Source organism: Sulfobacillus thermosulfidooxidans (genome assembly GCF_001280565.1).
Taxonomy (GTDB): Bacteria; Bacillota; Sulfobacillia; order Sulfobacillales; family Sulfobacillaceae; genus Sulfobacillus; species Sulfobacillus thermosulfidooxidans_A.
This window is the reverse complement of record NZ_LGRO01000001.1, coordinates 1151555-1168060: the sequence shown is the minus strand read 5'-3', so window position 1 is coordinate 1168060 and position 16506 is coordinate 1151555. Positions and strand designations below refer to the sequence as shown.

Below are 16506 nucleotides of genomic sequence, written 5' to 3'. Positions count from 1 at the left end.
CTGCCATCTCCTATCGGTCATTGCAGCTATAACAAAGCTCAAAACTCTTATTGATTAATGGAAAATCCGCGATGCCATTTCCTGTTGCTGCTTTTGCTAGCAAGGGCCAATTACGGAAAGCCCCCGACCGGATATGATAACGGCGAATTTGGCCTCTGTCTAATCTAACCACATGACAATTTAAGCCGTGAGGGGATTCTGAAAAGGTCACGGCATCTCCTGATAGATCCGGAGGAATGGTCCACAGTGTCTCAGAAGATGAAAGCATCGGCGCAAGATGTTTAGCAGCTTGCTGAATAATTTTCCAAGACTGTTCGACTTCATCCAGTCGCATTCTGAACCGCGCGCTCACATCCCCAGAACTGTAGGTCGGTATAGCCATTGATACTCCGCGATATAGCGGCATAAACGACCGGGCATCAAGGAGAACGCCGCTCGCACGAGCAATTACACCCGCTCCGCCTAACCGCAATACATCCTCCGCGGTAACGGTTCCCACGCTTTGCATACGGTCTTGAAATCCGTGATGATTTTCCACCATCTGGCGCCAACGTGCCCATGATCTTTGGATGGTATTGACAAGCGCTAAAACGGTGGGAATATCAGCCTGTTTAGCGAATCCTGGCTGAACGGTGTCGAACAATAGGCGGTGACCAAACACGTCTTTCATTCCTTGTTGCCAAATTTCTTTTAAGACAAGCCCATGTTGGTGAGCCACTTGAAAACCAACACCGGCAGGAATTTGTGCTAAATCATTGAGATGACTTAATACTCTTTCCGATTCCAACAACATAATGCGTCGCCAAGCAAGGGATTCATCCATTACGAAGCCCGCCATTTGTTCCACCGCCATCGCCCAATTGGTTTGATGGGAAACCGAATCAGCACCGCAGATGCGCGACAGCACGGTAGCAGCATGTGACAGCATGGTATGCTCTAAAAGTGCTTCCACCCCACGGTGAGTTTGAAAAAGGTGCAAATCTACATGGAGCACATTCTCGCCCATAAGACTAAATAAAAACCGCCCTGACTCAATAATGCCGGCATGCACGGGTCCCACACCCATCATGGTTATGCCGTCGCCCTGAACTTCAATTGTGGGATTGTCCGGGCCCACAGCATTCCATGAACTCTCGGGATTGTCCGAAGCCAATGGAAAAAATTGCGCAGGCCAGCGAGGCGTACGCACTAAAGGACGTAAGTCCAAATGACCTTGAGGAAAATAGCCGAAGAGGTCATAAATTTCTCGCTCATCCCATGCCACTTCCGGCAATACGGGAGTAAGCGAAGGAAATTCATCTGAATCAATCTGCAACCAACCTTCATGTATCTGACCATTGGGATGCAACCAATGGCTTATCAATGTCCCGTTTTTCAAGGCTGTGAGCGCTAAAAGCTGGCTGCCGGTTTGTTTACATTCCTGATTAAAAGGACGCCAGTGATTCACCTTTATTGTGTTCACAATATCACGTCCCCTTTTACATCCTTGACCTCGACTAGTGGATTATTGCGAGAAACTTTGGGAAAAAAGAGATCGCGCGATCCCCATAATTGGCGTAATAAATGATACATTAGCGCCACAAACGTCAATAATAAGGATAGGGCCATGATCAGCAATAACACGATGTGGCCATCCCACAACGCAGCCAGAATTAACCATTCACTATAAGCCAGCCCCAATGGCGGTATGCCCGCTAACGCAAGAATTCCCAAAGCCCAAAGAATCACAAGAGCTTTGTGGGTATGTCGGATGTTGACCAGTTTATCCAAGTCCTTGGTGTGGTAGATCACACTCAAGTGTCCGCCCGCATAAAATACGGTCGATTTAACTACTGCATGAAAAACAAGCTGTAATAACGCCGCGTAACGGGAAAGCGGTGTGTCGATGCCCAAAGCCACGGCAACAATTCCCATTTGCTCTAGAGATGAGTAGGCGAGTAGCCGTTTCACATCACGTTGGACCAGTAAGGCAAGCGATCCAACCATCATCGATAAAGCGCCAAATAGCGTTAACAAGTGATATCCGGATAGGACTGTCCCACCGGGCAGGATAATACTCGTAACGAAACGTTCGATCGTGATCAAACATAATCCCAAGAGAACACCCGACAACAATCCACTTACCGGTGAAGGTGCCTCGGAATGAGCATCCGGTAGCCATGTATGAAATGGTACTAATCCTACCTTGGTACCTATCCCACTCACAATGAGAATTGTCGCCACTGTTCGAACAATGGGAGGAATAGCACGATAATGGTGAGCGAGATTCATGTAGTTTAGTGTTGTCCATCCCATATCTTGAAACTGAAGCGCCGCATACAAAAAGATAATGCCGACTAATCCCAAAGCTAGTCCAACGGAGGCAATGACGATATATTTCCATGCCGCTTCTAAGGCTTGATGACTTCCCATCAGAAGGATTAAGGCACCCGATGCCAGTGTGGAAAATTCGATAGCAACCCACGACACGGCTAAATTCGAAGAACCGGCAATCAGGATGAGAGATGCCCAAAACAATGCCCACCCGAGATAATAGCGTTGGCTAGGGATTTCCGGATGTTCATGTAACCAAATAATACTATCCCATGCGCTTGTCATGGCAATCAGATTCGTCATTACGAGCAAAATAGGCGTCCAATGCCAATGACCCTTTGCTAAAAATGACCACTCCTTGTAAAAGGTGAAGAGCAACACCAACGTCACCCATATGGCGATGACATATGTCGTCTGCTGGCGTTTTAAAGTTCGTTCCAACATGACCCCTACGATCACGCCAATCGGTCCTAAAGCTAATAACCCCAAAACTTCCATCGCTTGTTACCCCCTTAAGCGCTCCAGTGCTGTCACATCGGTACTCTTGAACTGTTGATGAATGCGTCTAGTCATCCACACGAGAATGGCAGCAGCCACTAGCAAGTCTCCCAACATGCCTAATTCCATAAAAATGGGCAAAGACCCGGCGACCGAGTAGGCTAGAACGACCAGGCCGTTTTCTATACCAATTAAGGCTGTCACCTGAGACAACACATGACGACGGCTGACAATCATTAACAGGCTTAAGTGAATACTCGCCAGCCCATAAAAGAATAAGGTCCGGTGTAAGATGAGATGGGTGGGTGCTAAAACGCGAATTACATGATTGACCCCTAATACTAAAATAGCGGCAATGGTATAAGCCCAGAGGGGTAAGGGAGAATCTTGCCGAAATTCCGCAGGCCACTTTTGCACGACGCGCCATATTGATCCGGGAATTATGATCGCTTTAATCAGCAAAGTGGCAGCCGCAATAGCCAAATCAGCATCACTTAAAGAGCCTAATAACATCATTACGGTGAGCGCTAAGCCATCCGTTAATAGAAATACGGATGCGTAAGAAAGGTTCCGAGACCATAAGAGACCAGCTGATGACAAAAACACGAAAAATCCCGCGGTATCCATAATTTATCGCACTCCCCCAGACATTGCCAAATAAAAGCCGAGAAGTCCAATTCCTGCGCCCAAGGTAAAATAGCGTGGCAAGTGGAAATACCGTAATTTCACAAACCGGCTTTCCATCCAGGCAAGAACCATAGCTGAACTCCCTATTTCCGCCACATGGAGGAGCACATTCACCCATGGGGATGGACCAACGGGTCCTAACCAGACCCAACCTAACCCGATAATGATGGTAAACTTCATCGCCATAGCCAGTTGCTCCTGGGCCAATAAACGCCCACTATACTCTAAAAGGGTCGCTTCGTGCATCATCGTGAGTTCAAGATGCGTATCCGGATTGTCTACTGGCAATCGTCCTGTTTCGGCAATCACAATAAACAGATAGCTCAATACAGCGAGTCCCCAAGGAAGAAAACCTGATGGCGAAGCATTCGCAAAAAACGGAGCTACCGTTTCAATTTGTGTATGTCGACTGACAACCCACAGTACCCCAAACGCGGCCAACATCGCTGGCTCAACACCACTGCCAATGGTGGCAATCCGGCTTGCGCCGAGTCCCCCGAATGTGGTTGCGGAATCGAGACCCGCTAAAGCAACACTGAATCGCTCCAATCCTAATAGGAAAAAGACGCTAAGCACATTGTGAGGCCAATTAGTCGGAACCTGACCCGCCCAGGGAATGGAAGCGGCAATGACAATTAGGGTGGCAACATTCACACTGGGACTGAGCCGAAAAACCCACGAACTACCCTCGGGCACGACTGTTTCTTTATTCCACGTTTTGGCAAATATCTGGTAGGGTTGTAGCAAGGAAGGTCCTTGACGCCCCTGAAAATGGGCTTTTGTCTTTTGGGCAATCCCCCAAATTAAGGGTGCAAGGCCGATGATGGCCATAACGGACACGATTTGAATAATCCAGAGCATTTGATCACCTTCAATGGGGAATGTGAGACAACATGAAGATGCTAATGAACAAACCATAACATGAGTCCAATAGTGGCCAATAAATAGGTCAGATACAAGCGGACTGGCCCTGCTTGAATCTTGGTACTATATCGACTGATCATCCAAACCCACCGATAACTGGGGCCATAAATATAACGCTCCCAAAATGGTGTTGTGCCGCCCTTGTACACCAGTTTTTCCGGAAAATCACGGGCATAAAGACCTATTCGTTCTAGACGCCGGTGAGGACGATAAATGAGGGCAAATGTTGTTCTTACAGCTTTGGTAAATGATGCCGAGGTCCATTGCATAGATGGTTTGCTCTCCCGCCCACATGCCCAACGGGGTCTAATCGTGACATCCCAGGGGCGAGAGATGACGACGAGTACACCGATAATGAGAGCCAGCATGCCTGCAATCACCGGAGCGTGTAAAGAACGGGTGACAGAAAATGGCACGGCAAGAATGACATGAGGATCGGTCCGGGCCATGATCCCAAACAAGGGATTGGGGTAAATTCCGATCAATAAAGCCAATCCGGCTAAAATGCCAATAGGCCACCTCATGGTCTGAGGCACCTCACATTGGGCTCGTTTTGCACGAGCTTGTCCCAAGAAGGTCACGCCAAACGCTTGAACAAATCCTAAGAGGGCTAGGCTAGCCGTAAGGACCATGATGAAGGCCATGATCATAAAAAAGATAGCCGTAAACCCACGGAGATATTGGGTAATCTCCAAGAGGGCACGTAGCGTCATCCATTCGCTGATGAAACCATTAAATGGCGGAATGCCACTAATCGCCAAACTTCCGACCAAAAATCCGGTAGCAATAAAAGGAATCGTGCGCTGCAATCCGCCCAAATGATCCATATTCAATGTGTGCGTATGCTTTTCCACTGCTCCTGCAGCCAAAAACAATTGGGTTTTGAAGATCGCGTGATTAAGGGAATGAAGAAGACTTGCAATCAGTCCTAAGCTAATCCATAGCGGCTGGTGAGTGTCAATGCCGAGTGCCATAGTGCCTAACCCCAAAAAAATGATGCCCATATTTTCAATACTGGAATAGGCTAGGAATGTTTTCAAATCACGTTCCATCAGGGCGTAAAGAACTCCTAACAAACCCGAGATTGCCCCAAAGGCTAACAAGGCCAATGCGGTTCCTTTGTATAAGGGTCCCAGATCGATTAAAACAAATTGGATAATCCCGAAAACACCCAGTTTAATCATGACGCCGGACATCAAACTAGATACGGGAGCCGGAGCCACCGGATGTGCTCGGGGAAGCCAAATATGAAAAGGGACAATCCCGCTCTTGATAGCAAAACCGGTCGCTAACAGACTAAAAATCTCCAACTTGATGTGAGGCGGCAGGTTCACCCCGCCCTGATACCAATCACTAAAATTCATCGAATGAAGGTTAAGGCCCATGAGTAGCAGGCCCAAGAGAATACACAATGCACTCACTTGAGACATGACCAGGTAAACAAAACCTGCCGGGATAACACCCTCCCGTTCGGGATGAGACACGACTAAGAAAAATGAAGTTACCGTCATAAGTTCCCATGACGTCATGAACAACCAAACATTTTGAGCCACTATCACCGTCATCATACTGGTTACGAACATCACAAACCAAAAGCTGCCGTTGTGGGTCGTCGCTCTTTGTTCCGGCTCATAACCAATCCGGTACCATGAGGAGAAGCTAACGCCTAGACCTAAAATCATGAGAAACCATGACCGTAAAGGGCTCAGTGCCAAAAAATTGTCTCCGATATGAACGAATAAACCAGCAACCGCAACACTCACCATCGTCATGCCCCAGACAATAGTGAATCCATAAGTTCTCCGGCGCATGAGGGCCAATAACGCCAAAATCATGCCACTCAACACGAGCCCTACTAGCATCACTGACCCTACCCCATTCGTTGATTATTGACGGAAGAATCATAATCCGTCAGCAGCCTAGGTCCGTTCACGTTCCTCTTCATGTAATAAAGAGTTCATATTAGCGACTTGGTTTTCAAAGATTTTTCGTGCGATATCCATCAGGTCGAATATCAACGGGTCCCTTACCGAATAAAAAACGTTCGTACCGCTTTTTCGCGTATCCACTAGTTGGCCTCGACGCATCACGGCTAACTGTTGAGACACGGAAGACGCTTCAATATTCAAATCGTGTTGTATTTCGGAAACGGTTTTTTCACCTGTCCGGAGGAGTTCTAAAATTTTTAAGCGGATTGGATGCCCTAATGTTCTGAACAATTCCGCCTTAAATTCATGCAATGCACTCATAATTTTCATCCTCCTCAACAGGATTATAACATGTAAATATGAAAAGATTTAAAGCTATTTCGATTATAAAAAATCGATGTGTTAAAAAATCAAGGCATCCGCTGGGGTGCCTTGATTATGCCCTTGTCTATGGCCGAAAAATTGTCGTCGCCCGGGAATTAGAGAGCTATCACTCGCTGGCTATTTGACACCGTTACAGGCTTATGCCGTTTAAAATAATCTCGAACCACATCGTGAGCTTGAATATTTAAAGAATGCCGAGGGACATCAATCCCCTTTAATCCTTGGGGTCCTGCCGACACCACACGATAGATCTTACGCATTTTCACTTCTTGGTTGTTGACGGCTAAATATTCAATGCGGTGCCCCTTAGGATTGTAAGAGCGGAAGGCCATAATGAGCCCCGCACTTCTTACCACATATCCACCTTTTTGATGAAACGGATTGGAGGCAAATACATTTTCTAAATTTTTTTCTAAGAAGTCATGTAAGGTTGCCCCGTCCAACTCGGTGGAAAAAAGTTCAGGATTGGTGGGCAGCATACCGTAAAGATCGCCTTGCGTAAATACCCCAGGAATGATGGGGGCTCCATATCGCCAACCATGGGAAAAAGCAACATCAGCTTCAGAATATGCCAGATAGGCATCCGTAATCACATCATCCATCGGCGCGTCTAATACGGTCATGCGGTGTAGTGGTGTGCCCAATTGACCAATCGGTTCAGCCATAGATTCTTGATAAGGTTCTAATAACTGCTGGAGCAGATCGACGATGTTTTTATCCTCGTCCACATTCTCTAACGTCAAAAGTTGATGCGCAATGTCGTCAAGCCGGCCCTGGGCATTCACCGTAAAAGAGAGAATCCCCAGAAACGATCCATTAGCACCCGACTGCATAACCAACGTACCATTCACTTTCATTAACCGGTGGAGTCGATCATGACTATGCGCACTTAAGATAATGTCAATGTTGGGCACGTCCCGAGCAAGTTGCAGATCCGCTGGGAGTCCCATGTGGCTAAGGACTATTACAATCTCCGCTTTTTCGTTTTCACGAAGATGAGACACGGCTTGTGAAACCTGTGGAATATCGAGATCAAAAGTTAATCCTTGCGAAAACTTCTGCGGCATACTTTGGCTTTCTTCACTGTACGTGAGCCCGATCAATCCTAGGCGTACGTCACCTAGATCCATCACCATAGAGGGCGGCAAGAACCCATTGCCGTGACTGTCACGAACATTCAAAGCCAAAGCCGGAACATCACTTTCAAGGATCAATTGCAACAATTTTTCGGGGCCGTAGGCAAAATCCCAATTCCCGGGTACCATGACATCAATATCCATGGCTTTCAATAACGGGGGAACAATCGCTCCTTGACTCAAAACCACGGGTCCGGTGCCGTGAAACACATCTCCTCCATCAACAAACAATACATTTTCTCTTTTTCTCAGTTCCTGTACGATATGGGCTGTTTTAGCAAATCCGCCAATCCCTTGCTTAAAAGATGGAGAGGGGACAGTCCAAAACAATTCGGGGTGAGACCAAAGATACCCATGACTATCGTTTTGTTGCACAATGGTTATACGCCGAGTTGGCATTTATTTCACCTCGGCCTTAGTATGTCCCCGGAACAGGTCCGTATTACGGCAGAATATTACAGTTGTTGGGAATGCCATGTTAACAAAACCGTTCAAGCAAAATTGTGCCAAGTGAGGAATTTTATTATTCCACATAATCCCCTCACCTTCTGGAGCTATAATGATAACAAAGATCAAGAACATGTCTTAGATTTTATAACAAAATGTTCTTCAAATAAGGCGTGTGGAGTGTGCGATGACTGTACAAGATTTATTGCAACTTCTGCCGTCATCATTTATTAAGGTGGCGGCAGGTCTTGGAGGCCTCGACCGGGAAGTTAAGTTGGTGGGCATTATGGACGCCCCAGATATTGGGGACTGGGTCAAACCCGGAGAATTCTTGGTGACAACTGGATATCCCTTGCACAGTGATGTAGACCGATTTTGTGAACTGATTATTCATCTGGCCCAGGCAGGTTGCGCCGGTTTCGGCTTAAAAATGCGCCGGTATTGGAACGAATTTCCCGAAGAGGTCCGGGCATTAGCCAAAGAACTCCGTTTCCCGCTCATTGAAATTGCGCCAACGATTAATCTGGCGGACATCGTCGATGCTATCCATATTGCCCAAAAATCTGAAGCCACAGCATACTTAGGGGGCTCATTATCCCTGTCTGAATTTCTTCTGCGCTTACGCAATGGTCATTTATCCTACGCCCAAATTCGTTACTGGGCAAATGAGTACCGCATTGATTTAAATCAACCGATTGTCGCGTTTGAACTCAAACATCCCATGATTAACGAGTTACCCATTGGGCGATGTTTCGAAGAAGTGTTTGGGCCCGACGTGATTGTCCATCACACCATGGAACAATCGAATTTGTCGGTTGGGTTTATGAGTTTTCCTCATCGCCTGACAACAAGTCTCATCTTTAATGATATCCCCTGGCAGTGGGGCACCTTATATTTGGGGACTCACGGTCTCTCGCTGTTTGACTATGGTTCGAGCGCGAGAAAGGCAGAAGTCACCCGCTATGTCGGGAGTGTCATCCGTCCTCACGCTCGGGTGGTGACTTATGACGATATTGCTCCCTTTGCCACGTTACGAACGAGTCTTGATGTTGAACGAGCCCACAGCATCGTCGAAAAAACAATTTTGCCCATTGCTGAATATGACCAACAACATCACACAGACTGGTTACCGACCTTAGCAGCTTATTTTGACATGGGAAAAAATGCCCAGGAAGCAGCACAAGTCCTCAATACGCATAAGAATACGGTCATGTACCGACTTAACCGGATTCAAGAGCATTTTTCCTGGGATTTAAGTGATATGCCGACCACTTTTAAATTGTACTTAGGATTGTTATTCTACCGTCTTCAACATTTGCCCGTGGATTAGCCCATCAATCCCCCTCTTGCATTGTTCCCGCGGTCAATTTTCCTGAAAATCTGGGAAAATGTCGACCAGACTCCATATGTTGGGTCTAGGAGAAATTAGCTGTTTCACAGCTCGCAATAAATTCCTCAACTGCGGGATAATAAGTCTCGGGATCATCCCACATCGCCATGTGACTTCCATTTTCACAAATGACACTATACCCTTGAGGAATCATTTTCCCCATTTTTTCAAGAGCAGCTGGATCCATGGTGTCGTATCGGCCGCCAATGACCAAAGCAGGAATCGTAATGTGATGGAGGTCTTGCCACCGGTTCCAATCTTTGAATGTTCCGGTTACAACAAATTCATTAGGCCCTTGCATATACTCATAAATTTTTGTATTCATGCGGGAGAGACTGCGTGTTACTGCTTCAGGCCAAGGATCGAGCCGACACAGGTGCTTTGTGTACAAATGCTGAAGAACGAGTTCTTGGTATTGAGAATCCTGATACGCTTCCATAGACTCATAACGCTCTAGGGCATCTTGAATGTCTTGGGGAAGTTGACGTCTTAAGGTATTTAAATATTGTACGTAGCTATCAATACTGGCCACCATATTAGAAATAATCACGCCCTTCAAATAGGCTCCATATTTCAAGGCATATTCAATAGCCAAGAGACCTCCCCATGATTGGCCTAAAAGATAAAACTGCGACAAATTGAGAGCACGGCGCACATCTTCGATCTCATCAACAAAACCCTCGACTGTCCACAATTCCGGATTTCCGGGTTGATCAGAATAATACGAGTCAAGTTGATCAAAAAAGTACAGCGTATACTTATCCAAGGGAAGATATTGACTGAAACATTCCAAGTATTCATGAGTGGCCCCCGGTCCTCCATGCAACAACAAAATGGGGATGGAGCCGTGGCCTACCTGCCGGGTCCAAACATGGTACCGAGATCGTACGGGAACAATACGGGTTTGTCCTTCCATTGCATGCGCCTCGCTTTATGGCAAGTTGTTCAGTTTATTGTTTTAGTTACATACGACATCATGTGCCTGTTATCCTGCTGTCCGTTAGCATATTGACCAAAAATCTTGATTTTCCCTATTCCCGATCCGGATTTTGTATAGACTGCATAAACAATCTTCTCAGCGTGTTCGTATGATTAACCCAAGTTCCTCTGTGATGGCTGCTGTTAACGCTGACATTCAAAGGACAAATCAAAGGAGGATACGCATGACACATCCGTCAGATGAAACTTTATACAAATATAATGCCGACTTAGCTCCTGTGAAAGCGTCCCAAAAAACCTGGACGGCATACAATTTTTTAACTGTATGGATGGGGATGGTGCACAACATCATTTCCTACGAAGTGGCAGGCGGTTTAATTCTCCTCGGAATGTCGGCTTGGGAAGCCATTTTTACCATAATCGTGGGAAATTTGATCCTGCTCGTTCCGATGTTGTTGAATGGCTACCAAGGCACTCGCCTGCGCGTGCCCTTCCCTGTCCTTATACGCTCCAGTTTCGGCGTAAAGGGCGCGGTAATTCCCGTTATTCTACGGGCCATTGTCGGCATTGGGTGGTTTAGTGTACAAACATATTTTATTGCGACGATTTTCAATTCGTTATTAGCGCTTCTTTGGCATGGATGGACGCATATAGGAGGCTCCTTTAATTTTCTGGGAATGAATTTAACGGGATGGATCACATTTATGTTGTCATGGTTCCTAAATGTCCTGATTTTGCGCCACGGCATGAATTCGATCAAGCGCTTTGAGGCGTGGGCTGGACCGCTCGTGCTGATATTAGCTTTGGGCCTCATAATTTGGAGCGTGCGTGTGAGCCATGGATTCGGTCCACTTTTTCATCAGGGTGCCCATTTTCCTAAAGGACAAAGCCTATCGACAGTTTTTGTACCGGCGTTGACTGGAGTCATTAGTAGTTGGGCAACATTGGTCTTGAATATTGGGGATTTCACTCGCTTCAGCGAAACCCAACGCGCACAGATTGTCGGTCAATCGTTAGGCTTACCGGGCACAGCGATTGTGTTTTCGTTCATGAGTATCATGATTACCTCAGGAAGTTTGGTTGCCTTCGGCCATGCCATTTGGAATCCTATTACCTTGTTAACGCATTTTCACAACATTGTGATCTTAGCTTTAGGCGGTTTTGCGTTAGTCATTGCAACCATTTCGGTTAATGTGTCGGCAAATATCGTTTCGCCCGCCTATGACATTACCAATTTGTTTCCCCGCCATTTAAATTTTGTTTCAGCTGGTATCGTGGCGGCAACTCTGGCAATTTTTTTGATGCCATGGAAACTGATGCAAAATCCGACAACATTGTTTACATTCCTGGGGGCAATTGGTGGACTGTTAGGGCCCGTTGCTGGGGTGATGATCGCAGATTTTTGGATGATCCATCACCGTCGAATTCAGGTCATGGCACTCTATCAGCGCCATGGAGCCTACACTTATTGGCATGGATTCAATTTACGTGCGTTAGCCGCCTTAGGACTCGGCGTATCCACCTCGGCCCTGGGGTATTTCAATATGTCCTTGCACTGGCTTTATTCGTATTCCTGGTTTATCGGCTTAGGTCTCGCGTTAGTGGTCTATTGGGGACTGTCACGGATATGGCCTGCTAATGCACAAGAACTTTCCTCCACCAATAAGATCATCAATGCGGCTTTGTCTAACGAATAATGTCTCAAAACACACGATAGAGAATCATAAAAGCAGCCCCAACACCGTGGGGCTGCTCTAAACACGCCTTAATTTGATACAGTCCAGTAATTCGCATAAAGAAAATCCGTTACGGGATTAAACGTGCTGACCGTCCCATGCACATTATTCGAGTGAACCGCAAATCCGGTCATGCGGGCATAACCTTGTGGGAACCAGGGCATCCAAAGCACTGGCAGGTGTTTGGCCATAAATTCTTGATAGGCGTTCATACGCGCTTGAATTTGCTGGGGAGTTCCCGGCGCATATGTGGCCTGAATCAATTGATCGAGGGTGGGATTGGAATATCCACCGGAATTTTCGCCCGCGCCAGTCGCAAACAGGTTTCCTCCGGTAGGATAGTAATCTAGCTGATATGTCCAGCCCGCTCCCCAATATCCCATATTCCATTTCGATGGCGAACTCTGTGAATCTTCGGCAAATAACTGGTTAATGGGTAACTGCTGTAATGTTACCTGAATGCCTTCTTTTGCCCAATCGCTTTGCAATAACTGCGCCACATGCGATAAAGTTGTACTAGCTGAGGCATAGGTAAAGGTAAAAGCCAACTTTTGCCCATTTTTAGTCATAACACCATTAACCTCATGCCACCCGTGTTCTTCCAATAATTTCTTTCCGGCTTGAGGATTAAAGGGATACGGATTATTGTTCAGGGCCGTATCGTAAAAAGCGGTATGGGGTTTGGACGGAATGGGTCCATCTTCAGGAACACCGGCACCATGATACATCGAATCAATCAATCCTTGTTGATTGATTCCCATTTGTAAGGCCTGGCGGACATATAGTTTCGAAAAAATCGGTCCCATGCCATTTGGAGCCTGCTTGTTGAAGTTAAGAATAATATAGTTAAAACCAAAAAGATATGACTGCGACAGCGTGTCATTAGTCAGTTGATTACGCGTACTCCACAATGACGGCGGCAAATATCCCACATTAACCTGACCGTTCTTGAGCCCCGCAAACTCATCAGCTGATGACGTTTCATATTGAAAAATCAGTTTGGAGATGCTTGCTTTGTGCCCACCAAAGTTTGGATTCGGAACCAATTCCCAATATTGATTAGGGGCCCACTTCGCAAATTTAAAGGGACCGTCCACCACATCGTACAGGGGATTGGTGGGCTCATTGGAGACCGACTGAATAAACTTCAATTCTTGCGTCATATTATTCGGATATTTGTTCCATACGAATTCGGGAACCGGGGAAATTTGACCGAGACCGTTGTGGATAAACCATGCCGGATTGACCGATTTGTCTAAGGTAATCACCACGGTGTTAGGACCTTCAGCCGTCACACTTTTCCAGTCTTTAGGCACTCCGCCACTTCCTGCTGGGCCATAAGGCCAGGGAGAATTCGGTTGGCTCGCCGCATCCATCAAATCCCACGTAAAGACAACATCTTGGGCCGTAATAGGTTTGCCATCCGACCATTTGTATTTATGATTCAAGGTCAATGTAAACTCGTTATCTTGGGGATTGACCTGAATTTTGCTGACGAGAGATTTGGCGTAATCTACCTGATTTTCTTTATTCAGGTAAATTAAAGGGCGGTACATTAGAAATTGAATCTGGGCGTTAATTTCGGTATAAGCGGATGAACTAAAGACGGGGAAAAACCAGTTCGGTGGCGTTTGTGGTGCTTCGGCTACCACGACGGTTCCGCCCGTGGTTGAGTGCGTATTAGCTGAAGCATTGGACGTGCCGCAGCCCGCCAACGCAGTGACGCCGATTAATCCGACAGCTGACATAAGAGCCAAACGACGCTGCATGTACGATGTCCTCCTGCTGAATGAGTTTGCAATGTGTGCATAAGAATGAATAGACATACGATTCGACAAATTATTCGACACTGTTATGACAAATTCCTTCTAAATTTGTAAATGTTTTTGCCTAATCACACGAAGGATTCAGAACGCTATAATCCACAAATCCCCATATGTTGCCAAATGGATCTTGCATTTGACAGACCATAGGCCCGTCCATTCCCCGAATCGGACCTCGGTAAAGACGACACCCAGCATCTTGAAATTTCTTTATCACATGCTCCATATCATGAACATGCCAATACGCCACTTGCCCGCTTCCAGTCCCTGAATTTTTTTCATCACGTAGATGAAGACCAATTTTGGTATTACCGACCAATACCGCGCAATATTCGGGAGACTCAAAGACCACAGGGCACTGCAAGAGATTTTGGATCCATCGCTTTACTTCTTCGATATCCTTAACAAAAAATACCACTTCATCAACGCCTTGGAGCATGGTCGTGTTCCTGGCTCATTAGCATAACGGGGTATCTTACCTGCTATAACCCCTCCAGTACAAACCAGGAATTCCTCCTTTCGTCATGTATGTCTTCGTTTTTTTTCGATCGTTGCTGTACTTTTGTCACTTATCGATGGCTTCGGTTCATTTTGCATCCATCTTCCGTTCCCTGTTTTGTCGGACGATCATAGCGCAAGTGTAGCATGAAACGCGTAACCTGAATGGTATTTTCACGCCAGTCAGGCCATCCCGAGAACAAGCCCTAATTATTGCGTATAATATAAATGCCTGTCCCAGACAGTTAAATTTCTGATTTGGGCGGGTGACAATATAGGTAGGAGGTAAGTGTATGGACGATGCTCGTGTGTGCCTTCCCGGAATCGGGGATCCGGCGCCCGATTTTGAAGCAAACTCAACGCATGGCCCCATTAAACTCAGCCAATTCCGCGGCAAATGGGTGGTCTTGTTTTCGCACCCTGCAGACTTTACCCCAGTCTGAACATCGGAATTTGTCGCGTTTGCGCGACGAGCTCCCCAGTTTGAGGAGCGCAACGTTCAGCTCATCGGTCTCTCCGTTGACTCAGTCTATTCCCATTTAGCATGGCAAGCAAATATCGAACAGAATTTTGGTGTGCAAATTCCGTTCCCGGTCATTGCCGATCTCGATCAGAAGGTGTCCCGCCTTTACGGAATGGTTGCTCCCGGAGCGTCTGCGACCACTACCGTGCGAACGGTTTTCTTCATTGACGATCAAGGAATTGTCCGGGCGTTGATTTATTATCCCCTCAACCTCGGACGAAACATCGACGAAATCTTGCGGGTTATCGATGGTCTGCAAACCAGTGCCAAACAAGGCGTCGCCATTCCTGCCGACTGGACCCCGGGACAACCTGCTATCGTGCCTCCCCCAGCCACGACAGACGAGATGCATAAACGTCTTCAAGAAAAAGGGGAAAATCAAAAGGATTGGTATTACCGAACCACCAAAGTCGATTAACATAGCGAAAGGCCGCCAGCGGCCTTTCGTTTTTTCATAACGCTATAACAAGCTGGATATGTGGCTTGTTTGCGGGGGAGCATAAATATCATGCACCTCCCACAACTGAAAGCCCATTTTCGCTAAAATCGGTGCCGATGTCTCGTTGTTAGCATATGTTGCAGCAAAATCGACTGCCCACTGATTTAGGGCGATAAAAAGACGGTGTTCGACCACAAGACGATACCACCCGTTTTGCCGAAAGTCGGGATGCGTTTCCCCGCCCCATAACAATGCCCACCTGTCGAACCGGGTCAATCCCCCTGCCGATATTACCTGGTCCCCAGCTGATACATAAAATAATCGGCGGGAATCCGGCTGCAATCGCTGTAACTCTTTGTGCAGATTTGCTCCTTCTAACACCGGATCATGAAAAACGCGATGATCTAATGCGTTCACTCCAGCTAACTGCTCAGGGGTCAGCACTTCTTGAACCAACGGAGAATGCGGCCGCGTCGGTGCATGCCCAGACCAAATCATGAGCATTTGGCGCTCGTGCAACCGGTATTGATGGTCAATAAGCCAACTTGTAAGTCCAGGTGTTTCTCTAGGACTGACGCGTACCAATGGTTTCCTACGGTATTGCTTCATCAAGGCGTCAAGCCGTTCTGCCATGATCCGGCGTGGAACCCGAAATCGCATAATTTCACTGCCTAGCCCAGCACCATCGGGAAACGTGCCTAAACTTCCCCATTCATCATGCCACAACGTGGATCCTGGCCAAATTTCAGGTGTTGATTGTTCTATAACGGCAATATAATCCATAAACTTATCACTCCCGAACAACGCTTTGCGTTACACCATGAGGCCAGTAATGTCCATG

At 46.8% G+C, this 16506-nt stretch carries 14 protein-coding genes; 3 read left to right on the top strand and 11 right to left on the bottom strand.

The window, feature by feature from the left end; all coding sequences use genetic code 11:
- Nucleotides 1–10: 10 nt before the first annotated feature.
- The 7 genes from AOA63_RS05980 to AOA63_RS05950 form a co-directional block, all read right to left on the bottom strand.
- Nucleotides 11–1462, bottom strand: a complete 1452-nt coding sequence (locus tag AOA63_RS05980) for an NADH-quinone oxidoreductase subunit C (RefSeq protein WP_082343781.1) — start codon at nt 1460–1462, stop codon at nt 11–13.
- On the bottom strand, nt 1459–2811 hold the full coding sequence (locus AOA63_RS05975) for a proton-conducting transporter membrane subunit (protein ID WP_053958844.1): 1353 nt from the start codon (nt 2809–2811) through the stop codon (nt 1459–1461). Before AOA63_RS05975 ends, AOA63_RS05980 begins: the two co-directional genes overlap by 4 nt.
- Nucleotides 2812–2817: 6 nt before the next feature.
- Nucleotides 2818–3438 carry a hypothetical protein gene (locus AOA63_RS05970; protein ID WP_053958843.1) on the bottom strand — a complete coding sequence of 207 codons (621 nt, stop codon included), beginning with the start codon at nt 3436–3438 and terminating at the stop codon, nt 2818–2820.
- Between the two features lie 3 nt (nt 3439–3441).
- The gene (locus AOA63_RS05965) at nt 3442–4359 is read right to left on the bottom strand and encodes a respiratory chain complex I subunit 1 family protein (RefSeq protein WP_053958842.1); all 918 of its coding nucleotides are present in this window, start codon (nt 4357–4359) and stop codon (nt 3442–3444) included.
- 41 nt (nt 4360–4400) lie between these two features.
- On the bottom strand, nt 4401–6284 hold the full coding sequence (locus AOA63_RS05960; RefSeq protein ID WP_242848366.1) for a proton-conducting transporter membrane subunit: 1884 nt from the start codon (nt 6282–6284) through the stop codon (nt 4401–4403).
- Between the two features lie 57 nt (nt 6285–6341).
- On the bottom strand, nt 6342–6671 hold the full coding sequence (locus tag AOA63_RS05955) for an ArsR/SmtB family transcription factor (protein ID WP_053958840.1): 330 nt from the start codon (nt 6669–6671) through the stop codon (nt 6342–6344).
- A 158-nt stretch (nt 6672–6829) separates the two neighbouring features.
- Nucleotides 6830–8269, bottom strand: a complete 1440-nt coding sequence (locus AOA63_RS05950) for a bifunctional metallophosphatase/5'-nucleotidase (protein WP_053958839.1) — start codon at nt 8267–8269, stop codon at nt 6830–6832.
- A gap of 235 nt (nt 8270–8504) precedes the next feature.
- Between AOA63_RS05950 and AOA63_RS05945 the strand changes: the two genes are divergently transcribed.
- Nucleotides 8505–9647, top strand: a complete 1143-nt coding sequence (locus AOA63_RS05945) for a PucR family transcriptional regulator (protein ID WP_053958838.1) — start codon at nt 8505–8507, stop codon at nt 9645–9647.
- A gap of 85 nt (nt 9648–9732) precedes the next feature.
- On the opposite strand, the gene AOA63_RS05940 is transcribed toward AOA63_RS05945, so the two are convergent.
- Nucleotides 9733–10623, bottom strand: coding sequence for a proline iminopeptidase-family hydrolase (locus AOA63_RS05940; protein ID WP_053958837.1), 891 nt, complete (start codon nt 10621–10623; stop codon nt 9733–9735).
- 247 nt (nt 10624–10870) lie between these two features.
- Between AOA63_RS05940 and AOA63_RS05935 the strand changes: the two genes are divergently transcribed.
- A complete protein-coding gene (locus tag AOA63_RS05935) occupies nt 10871–12343 on the top strand; it encodes an NCS1 family nucleobase:cation symporter-1 (RefSeq protein ID WP_053958836.1) in 1473 nt (490 codons plus the stop codon).
- 68 nt (nt 12344–12411) lie between these two features.
- Here AOA63_RS05935 and AOA63_RS05930 read toward each other — a convergent pair whose 3' ends face one another.
- Together AOA63_RS05930 and AOA63_RS05925 are read right to left on the bottom strand one after the other, a co-directional pair.
- Nucleotides 12412–14151 (bottom strand): peptide ABC transporter substrate-binding protein, encoded by a 1740-nt coding sequence (locus AOA63_RS05930; protein WP_053958835.1) that lies wholly within the window; start codon nt 14149–14151, stop codon nt 12412–12414.
- A 121-nt stretch (nt 14152–14272) separates the two neighbouring features.
- A complete protein-coding gene (locus tag AOA63_RS05925) occupies nt 14273–14644 on the bottom strand; it encodes a VOC family protein (protein ID WP_053958834.1) in 372 nt (123 codons plus the stop codon).
- A 352-nt stretch (nt 14645–14996) separates the two neighbouring features.
- On the opposite strand from AOA63_RS05925, the gene AOA63_RS05920 reads away from it, so the two are divergent.
- The gene (locus AOA63_RS05920; protein ID WP_082343779.1) at nt 14997–15644 is read left to right on the top strand and encodes a peroxiredoxin; all 648 of its coding nucleotides are present in this window, start codon (nt 14997–14999) and stop codon (nt 15642–15644) included.
- Nucleotides 15645–15686: 42 nt separating this feature from the next.
- Here the strand turns inward: AOA63_RS05920 and AOA63_RS05915 are convergent, their stop codons facing one another.
- Complete coding sequence (locus AOA63_RS05915; RefSeq protein WP_053958833.1) at nt 15687–16448, bottom strand: hypothetical protein; 762 nt, start codon at nt 16446–16448, stop codon at nt 15687–15689.
- Between the last annotated feature and the right edge of the window lie 58 nt (nt 16449–16506).

Coding starts and splice junctions, on each gene's coding strand:
- AOA63_RS05955 (WP_053958840.1), bottom strand. CDS start 6,671: ATGAGTGCATTGCATGAATTTAAGGCGGAATTGTTCAGAACATTAGGG.
- AOA63_RS05960 (WP_242848366.1), bottom strand. CDS start 6,284: ATGCTAGTAGGGCTCGTGTTGAGTGGCATGATTTTGGCGTTATTGGCC.
- AOA63_RS05950 (WP_053958839.1), bottom strand. CDS start 8,269: ATGCCAACTCGGCGTATAACCATTGTGCAACAAAACGATAGTCATGGG.
- AOA63_RS05965 (WP_053958842.1), bottom strand. CDS start 4,359: ATGCTCTGGATTATTCAAATCGTGTCCGTTATGGCCATCATCGGCCTT.
- AOA63_RS05940 (WP_053958837.1), bottom strand. CDS start 10,623: ATGGAAGGACAAACCCGTATTGTTCCCGTACGATCTCGGTACCATGTT.
- AOA63_RS05970 (WP_053958843.1), bottom strand. CDS start 3,438: ATGGATACCGCGGGATTTTTCGTGTTTTTGTCATCAGCTGGTCTCTTA.
- AOA63_RS05915 (WP_053958833.1), bottom strand. CDS start 16,448: ATGGATTATATTGCCGTTATAGAACAATCAACACCTGAAATTTGGCCA.
- AOA63_RS05930 (WP_053958835.1), bottom strand. CDS start 14,151: ATGCAGCGTCGTTTGGCTCTTATGTCAGCTGTCGGATTAATCGGCGTC.
- AOA63_RS05925 (WP_053958834.1), bottom strand. CDS start 14,644: ATGCTCCAAGGCGTTGATGAAGTGGTATTTTTTGTTAAGGATATCGAA.
- AOA63_RS05935 (WP_053958836.1), top strand. CDS start 10,871: ATGACACATCCGTCAGATGAAACTTTATACAAATATAATGCCGACTTA.
- AOA63_RS05945 (WP_053958838.1), top strand. CDS start 8,505: ATGACTGTACAAGATTTATTGCAACTTCTGCCGTCATCATTTATTAAG.
- AOA63_RS05975 (WP_053958844.1), bottom strand. CDS start 2,811: ATGGAAGTTTTGGGGTTATTAGCTTTAGGACCGATTGGCGTGATCGTA.